This is a genomic window from Raineya sp. (assembly GCF_053497555.1).
This window is the reverse complement of record NZ_JBRCWE010000107.1, coordinates 1-6284: the sequence shown is the minus strand read 5'-3', so window position 1 is coordinate 6284 and position 6284 is coordinate 1. Positions and strand designations below refer to the sequence as shown.

The 6284-nt window shown below is 37.7% G+C and carries 7 protein-coding genes; 1 reads left to right on the top strand and 6 read right to left on the bottom strand.

All coding sequences use genetic code 11. From position 1 onward, the window contains the following. The 4 genes from ACWITO_RS13670 to ACWITO_RS13655 all read right to left on the bottom strand — a co-directional run. Positions 1-670 (bottom strand): UvrD-helicase domain-containing protein (locus tag ACWITO_RS13670; protein WP_448530550.1); only part of this gene is annotated, 670 nt, incomplete at its 3' end. 106 nt (positions 671-776) lie between these two features. Next, positions 777-1193, bottom strand: a complete 417-nt coding sequence (locus tag ACWITO_RS13665; RefSeq protein ID WP_448530549.1) for a hypothetical protein — start codon at positions 1191-1193, stop codon at positions 777-779. Between the two features lie 83 nt (positions 1194-1276). Then, positions 1277-1777, bottom strand: coding sequence for a SixA phosphatase family protein (locus tag ACWITO_RS13660; RefSeq protein WP_448530548.1), 501 nt, complete (start codon positions 1775-1777; stop codon positions 1277-1279). 154 nt (positions 1778-1931) lie between these two features. After that, positions 1932-3173 (bottom strand): 3-phosphoshikimate 1-carboxyvinyltransferase, encoded by a 1242-nt coding sequence (locus ACWITO_RS13655; protein ID WP_448530547.1) that lies wholly within the window; start codon positions 3171-3173, stop codon positions 1932-1934. Positions 3174-3295: 122 nt separating this feature from the next. Here ACWITO_RS13655 and ACWITO_RS13650 point away from each other — a divergent pair, with 122 nt between their 5' ends. Next, positions 3296-4105, top strand: a complete 810-nt coding sequence (locus ACWITO_RS13650) for a prohibitin family protein (RefSeq protein ID WP_448530546.1) — start codon at positions 3296-3298, stop codon at positions 4103-4105. A 200-nt stretch (positions 4106-4305) separates the two neighbouring features. Here ACWITO_RS13650 and rfbC read toward each other — a convergent pair whose 3' ends face one another. Together rfbC and ACWITO_RS13640 are read right to left on the bottom strand one after the other, a co-directional pair. Further along, positions 4306-4845: a dTDP-4-dehydrorhamnose 3,5-epimerase gene (gene rfbC, locus ACWITO_RS13645; RefSeq protein ID WP_448530545.1), complete on the bottom strand. Its 540-nt coding sequence runs from the start codon at positions 4843-4845 to the stop codon at positions 4306-4308. Between the two features lie 6 nt (positions 4846-4851). Continuing rightward, a partial coding sequence (locus ACWITO_RS13640) for a peptidylprolyl isomerase (protein WP_448530544.1) occupies positions 4852-6284 on the bottom strand: 1433 nt, incomplete at its 5' end.

The window sequence follows — 6284 nt, the reverse complement described above, 5'->3', positions numbered from 1 at the left end:
TTTCCAGAGCTTTGATAGACTGGTGATAGCTTTTCAGTTCTTTTTGGGCAAGTTTGCGAGCAATAGGACGAGAGCGTTCCTGATACAACTCCCCCGTGAATTGAGCTAATTTATGATGTATATTTCGCCAATTTTCGCCATTTTCTACTTCATTTTTTACAAATTCCAGCAAAAAGTTCGTTACATCATCAGCCTGCTGGCTACCTACTTTCGCTATCAGTTCATCAACAGCATTATGCGTAAGAGCTTTGGTGTCCAAGTCCAGTTCATAACTACTTGGAATATTTAACTCTTGTGTAAAAGCAGAAATAACCTTATTGGTAAAGCTATCTATCGTGCCGATGGAAAAATCAGAGTAATGATAAATAATTTGCTCAAAAGCGTCTTTGGCACGTTTGCGTAAGGTTTCTGTATCAATACCCAATTCTTGGGCTATGATATTTTGTAAATCTTTATCCTGATTTTGCCAAAAAGCAAGCAGTTTGGTTAGCACCCTGCTTTTCATTTCTTGGGCGGCATCTTTGGTAAAAGTAATTGCCAAAATTTTCCGAAAATATTGTGGATTAAATCCATTTTCGCTTTCGTAGCTTGCCAAAGCAAGTTTCAAGTATTCTTTGGTGAGCGTGTAGGTTTTTCCTGAACCTGCCGAAGAAGTATAAACAACGAACATAGGTTTGTAGTATGGGGATTGAGTACAAAGATAGCATTTTACAAAGAAAAACGCTAAATCTTGCAAAAGATTTAGCGTTTTTGAGATTTCTTTTATAGCCTCTGTTTTACTGAATTTTTCTCCACTTTTGTCTAAAACTTGGATTGTTTCTATTGCCAAAAGTAAAAATAAATTCAGTATTGGTGAGGGTTTCAATGTTGTAAAGCAATCCCTCTATCACAATAATAGTTCCATCGGCACTGATAGCATAAGGAGAATTGCGATTGGGGTCGTTAAAGCAAGAATTATTAGGGCTACTTACATAGCATCTGCCGTCAGTTCTGAAATCAAACACGGTAGGATTGGCAACCTCGCAAGGTCCTAAAAGATTATTTCCTCCTGCATTGATATCTATGACCTCCAATTGTTGCCATTTGCCCAAAATCAGTCTTTGTTTTTCAGAAAGGGTTGGCACATCTTCCTTTTTCTTACAAGAAGCGGCTACGACAAAAGCCATCAAGAGAAATAACAAGTTTTTTTTCATAAATTTTTAGGGTTAAAAGTGGAAATGAGATACTCTACTCTATTTACGTAAAAATTTTTGAAAATGTTTCAAAAAATGGCTTTTCAAATAGAAATTTTTTCAAAATTCTCATCAATAGGCTTGATGATACTTTCCAGACTAACTGCTTTTTCGCTCCACTCCCTCCAACTTTTAGAGGAATATACTACGGCGATATGAGAAGTTCCTAGTCCCTCAAAAACATCACCTGTAAGAAATTCAACAAGGTAAGAAATATGAGGGTTATGCCCTACTATCAAGATTTCCTTGTGGTTATCATTAAAAGATTGAATAAGTTTGAGCCAAATACGAAGGCTGGCATTGTATAGTTCATCTTGGGTCTGAATCAAATCGCTATCAAAGCGTATTTGCTCTGCAAAAATTTGAGCCGTGGTAAGAGTACGCACCGCAGAGCTTGCCCAAATCTGCTGAATTCTGGCATTTCTTTCAAAAAGTTGTTTTCCAACGTTCATTGCTTGTTTGTATCCGTTGGGGCTCAATGCCCGCTCAAAGTCTTTGTAGCCACTTTCGGCTTCAGCGTGCCGAGCTATGTATAAGGTTTTCATTGTTTGTTAGTGTTTAGCCTCGCAAAATTAAAAAAAAAAGTAACTATTTACGTTCAAAATTTCAAAGGTTCAAGCGTTTAATGTGAAAGTTTTACTACGTCTAAATATCTAATGTTCTAAATCCTGTTTCCTGTTTCTTACCGCCAATAGGCACTCAATTTATCTTTTTCCATTCTTGCCAAAAGTTAGGATAAGATTTTTCTACTACCTCTGGATTTTCTATTTGTAAAGCACACCGATAGCTGAGCGGAGCGAAAGCCATTGCCATTCTATGGTCTTGGTAGGTAGCTATATCCACTGCTCCCTCTGAAAAGTCTAATACTTCTACTTTTTCCAGTTTCCAAGTATTTTCAGCAATTTCATAAAATTGAAAACCAAACTTTCTGACTTCATTTTGCAAGGCTTGCAAGCGGTCAGTTTCTTTGATTTTCAGACTTTCTACGCCTTTGGCTATCAGTGTTATGTTTTTTCCAACACACAAAGCTACAAGGGTTTGTGCCAAATCAGGCTGGTTACTGAAATCGTATTCAAAAAAATTTGTCTCGGGCTCACCTATCTTGCAGATTCTAACACCATTTTTTTCGTAAAAAGTTTTTATACCAAAAAATTCCATTATGGTAGCAATCTGACTATCCCCTTGTAAAGAATTTTTTTTGAGGTAAGGTAAAAAAATTTCTGCCTCCTTTGCCAGTGTAGCTACACTATACCAATAGCTCGCCGCCGACCAGTCTGCTTCTATTGCAAAATCTTTCATCTGATAAAGTTGTGGCTGAATTGTAACAATATTTTCATTCCACTTACTTTCTACTTCAAAGTTTTTCATTAAAGAAAGTGTCATTTTGATATAGGGTAAAGAACTTACTTTGTTTTGCAAAGTTATTTGCAAGCCATTTTTCATAACAGGTGCAATCATCAACAAAGCCGAAACAAACTGACTGCTCACATCACTACGAATGGAAATGCTATTTTTCTTTTGCTGAAAACCCTGAATTTGTAAGGGTGGAAAGCCTTTTCCTCCTAAATAATTGATTTCTGCTCCCAGCTCTTGTAGAGCCTCTACCAAAATACCAATAGGTCTTTGGTGCATACGTTCAGTGCCTTCTAAAATGGCTTTTCGGTTGGTTACAGCACAAAAGGCTGTCAGGAAACGCATTGTTGTTCCTGCATCTTGTACATTGAGCCTTGGTGCTGTACTTTTGAGTAAATTTTGTAAAATTTTGGTATCGCGAGCATCTGAAATATTCTGAATAGAATATTTGGGCAAAGCAAGTTTTTTCTGTACGTATTGCCACTTGGCAAGAGCCTCTATAATAAGCACTCGGTTGCTTTCACTTTTGGAAGCTGGCAAATCAATCGTAGTGAAAATTTTTTCAGAAGGTTGAGGTAAAAAAAGCATAAAATCAAGATTTCCTGCAAAGCTAATAAAAGGCTTGCAAAAGAACACAAACAATTTTACTCCAAGAAAAAACATTTAGAACCCAGAGAAGTTTTAGAAATGAAACCTAAATCATACTCCAAATGAAGCGATTTTTTCTTATTTTTTTGTCCTTTTCTGTATTGAGTGCCTGTGTAACTATCCGTCAAGATGAAGTAGGTTACCGCCGCCGTTTCGGTAAATTGCGTGAAAGAACACTGAATAGTGGCTTTTACCTAATCAATCCATTTACAACGACAATGATTAAAGTACCTACTCGCACCACCAACTTCACCGTAACTGCTGATTTGCCCACCAAAGAAGGTCTTACCGTGAAAACGGAAGTTACTTTGCTATATCGTGTGCAACCCAACAAAATTGTTTCTATTCTCAAAGAAATAGGCACCAATTATGAAAACAATTTGGTTGCCCCTGCGTTTAGGTCGGCTATACGCGACGTAAGTGCCCGTTTTTTTGCCAAAGACCTCCACACCGCCGAAAGATCTACCATAGAGCAAACCATTGCCGCCGATTTAGATAAATTCTTGAAAGAAAAGGGATTTGTTGTAGAAGCTGTTTTGCTCAAAAGTATCAAACTACCTGAAAGGTTGGTAGAAGCCATTGAAGCCAAGTTACAAGCCGAGCAAGAAGCTCAAAGAATGCAATTTGTTTTAGAGCAAGAAAAGTTAGAAGCCCAAAGGCGTATCATAGAAGCACAGGGTACGCGTGATGCCCAAAAAATTCTTGCCGAAGGCTTAAATCCCCTTATTTTGCAGTTTCAATACATTCAGGCTTGGCGAGAGCTTGCCAAATCGCCCAATACCAAAGTTATTATTACCGATGGGCAAATGCCTTATATGCTCAATGAAGAGCAAAATTCAGTAAATCCTCTGATTACCCCCAAAAAGAAATAAATTGAATTCATTTCTGGTGATTGTTTAGGTATAGTTTGCAGGAAGGAAACAGGAAAAAGGAAACAAGATACAGGAAACTGGATTTTAGAGAAATATCAGACAAAAATGGGAGATGAAGCCCTTAAAGGCTTGAACATCAAACACTGGACTTTTTGAACGTAAATAATTACAATTTCTAAAAAATATTGCCTTTTGCCCTTTTACCCCCCTTGAAAAGCGGGCAAGAGGCTATCTTTGGTGGATACAATAATATCTTTACTCTCAACTTGCCAATCAATTTGCAAGGTTTTATCGTTGTAGATAATCCCTCCTTCGGCTTGGGGGGCATAGTAATTATCGCACTTGTAAAGCACTTCTGCCCACTCCGAAAGCACTACAAAGCCGTGAGCAAAACCACGAGGAATGTAGAGCTGCTTTTTGTTTTCTGCGGAAAGTTCGAAACCGAGCCATTTGCCATACGTTGGCGAATCAGGACGAATATCTACGGCTACGTCAAAAATTTTTCCTCTGATAACCTTAATGAGCTTTGCCTGCTCAAAAGGTGGTTTTTGAAAGTGCAAACCTCGAATTACGCCAAACTTGGAAAGCGAATGATTATCTTGTACAAATGGTAAATCTATACATGTGGCGTTGTAAAACTCTTTCTGATTGAAACTCTCATAGAAATAGCCTCGTTCGTCTTCAAACAAACGAGGCTCAAAAAGCAAAAGTCCTTCAATGGCTGTTTTCAAAAAAGGCATTTTTTCTTATTTTTTCACTAATTTTTTGAACTCTTCTTCTTGAATTTTTACAGGGTATTTCTTTTGCAGTTCATCAAGCCACTCATTTTCCAGAAATACCTGATAATCTTGAATGATATTGCCTCGGGCTTCTTCAAAAGTTTTGGTACGAGGGGCTTCTATGCTACTGATATGCACCAAGAAAAACCTACCATTGCGTTGCAAACGATGCTTGCCCTCCTTCCAAGGCACAGCGTTCAGCAGTTCGTTTGTTCCTTTTTCGTAGGGTTTGAGGTCTGTAATTTTCAAGTTCAAAGCATCTTTCTTATTGATAACCTTTTCAATGCCTGAAAGTGCATAAGAGTACATTTGCAGTTCTACACGGCTATTGGGTTTAGGATTTTTCTTAGTGCCGGGCATAGAGCTACCAAAGTCTTTACGTATCGCCTGATTGGCATTGATACGTTTTATTTGATACAGATAATCAAAAATAACTTTGGTTCTATCTGCTGAGAGTGTTTTAGGACGCTCATTTTTATCCATAAAACCCGAAATTTCTAAAAGCAGATTAGCGTCCTTGTTCAATGCCTCTCCTATTTCATTGATAAGCCCCAAATACTCTCTCTCATCATATTTCATTTGGTCTTTGGCATATTTGATGATATTGTTTTCAAAATAACCTTTCAGCAAGTAAGGGGGCTTTTCGCCTGCGTATTCTTCTACTTGTTTCAAAATATTTTCATTAGCCGCATCAAAAATAGTAGCAAAGGCACGCTCACCCCAACGATATTTTTCTTTATTTTTCTCATAAAACTGCCTTGCTCCTGTGGTATCTTTGATGCCTTTTGCCCAAACTTTTTCATTCATCATTGCAAAAAGTATCATACCTTCACGATATTCTTGGGTTAGCATTTTGTACTCATTGAATTTGTCAGGTAGAATACTTTTTTCAAAATTCACGGTTTCATCATCAATAAATCTTTGCCAAAGCAAATTAGCATAATGTTTGGCATCTTTGAGGTCGGGGCGTTGTTGCTGACGAGTTTTTAGGTAAAAATAAAAATCACGTACCGAAAGATTTTGTTTTTTCCCTACCTGCTTGTTTTCAAAGGTTGCAACAATTTCTTTCAAGAATTTGTTTTCTTTGAAATCCCAATTTCCTTTAAGTAGTGAAGTATCTACGGCACTTATTGCCTTTTTCAAAACTTTATCGTTGATTTTGAGATTATTTTCTTTACGCAAGCGAGCCAGCACCAAGTTTTTGCTCACTTCCGAACGAGAGTCTCTCTGTACGCGATTGCGAATAGATGCCTCTACTTCTTCAAAAGTTTCTTTTCTGCCTCTGCTAATCAGTTTGATGATGTGCCAACCATAAGGCGAAAGCACAGGTTCGCTGATATCGCCCGGATTTTTGAGAGCAAAGGCGGCATTTTCAAATTCAGGAATAAGGTCGCCTACAC